At 40.5% G+C, this 1,331-nt stretch carries 2 protein-coding genes; both read left to right on the forward strand.

The window, feature by feature from the left end; genetic code table 11:
* On the forward strand, window positions 1–352 hold a 352-nt coding region (locus AC1DVJ_RS30980; protein ID WP_477596774.1), incomplete at its 5' end, for a flagellar basal body-associated FliL family protein.
* 35 nt (window positions 353–387) lie between these two features.
* The coding region (gene fliM, locus AC1DVJ_RS30985; protein ID WP_477596776.1) for a flagellar motor switch protein FliM at window positions 388–1,331 on the forward strand (944 nt) is incomplete at its 3' end.

Raw genomic sequence — 1,331 nt, forward strand, 5'->3', positions numbered from 1 at the left:
GGATGCTGTTGCAAGTGTGAAACCGACGAAAGCTCCATCAGCAGAAACTGTTAAAGCGAACACTTCCAACATCAAAGATATTTTAACAAATTTATCGGGCAGTCAGAATTTCATTAAGATTAGCTTCGCGTTTGAAATGGAAAATTCAAAGGCTAAGGCTGAATTTGATAGTTTGCTTGATTCTGCTGTCAAAGGAACCATTGTGCAGATTTTGGGTGATATGACGAAAGAACAAATCGAAGGAAGCAAAGGTTCAGATAGTTTAACTTCCACAATAATGAACAAACTAAACCCATTGCTGCATGAAGGTAAAATCAAACAAATTTGGATAACTGATAAAGTACTGCAGTAACTCGTAAATGATTTTGCTTAAAGGAGGTGACTCGAATGGTTGATGTTTTATCGCAAAATGAGATCGATGCCTTGTTGGCTGCTTTGTCCTCTGGCGAAATGGATGCAGATGAGCTTAAGAAGGAGGATACTCAGAAGAAGGTAAGGGCATATGATTTCAAGAGAGCAGTACGTTTCTCGAAAGATCATATTCGTAGCTTAACCCGGATTCATGAAAATTTTGCGCGATTTTTAACGACATATTTCTCAGCTCAATTGCGTACGTTCGTTCAAATTAGTGTAGTCCAGGTTGAACAATTGCCTTATGATGAATTTATTCGTTCGATCCCGAAAATGACCATTTTGAACATCTTTGAAGCAGAGCCTTTAGAGGGTCGAATGGTGCTTGAGGTTCATCCCAATGTTGCTTTTGCCATGTTGGATCGATTACTAGGCGGAGCAGGCACAACGCCAACCAAAATTAATGCATTAACCGAGATTGAAACGATCGTCATGGAACGCATTTTCAGTAGAGCATTTGATAGCTTGCAAGAAGCATGGAAAACAGTAATTGATATACAACCTCGCTTAGAGGCACTAGAAACGAATCCGCAGTTTATGCAAATTGTTTCTCCCAATGAAACGATTGCATTAATATCGCTGAGCACCAAAATCGGGGATACAACAGGTATGATCAACTTATGTATTCCTCATGTTGTTATTGAACCAATTATGCCTCGACTTTCTGTACATCACTGGTTTGTTTCCCAGAAGAAGACGAGAGCTCCTGAAGAAGTGGAAGCACTTCAATCACGCTTGGAGAAAACCAAGTTACCTCTCATTGCAGAGTTGGGATCGTCTGAAATTTCAATCCGAGATTTCTTAGGTTTAACCATAGGCGACGTAATCCCGCTGCATAAATCCGTCGAAGATTCGCTTCAAGTCAAAGTGGGCGAGAAGCTGAAATATCTCGGAAGCCCTGGTACCGTAAAAGGGAAGAT

The sequence above is a fragment of the Paenibacillus sp. P4_A9 genome, assembly GCF_056402415.1.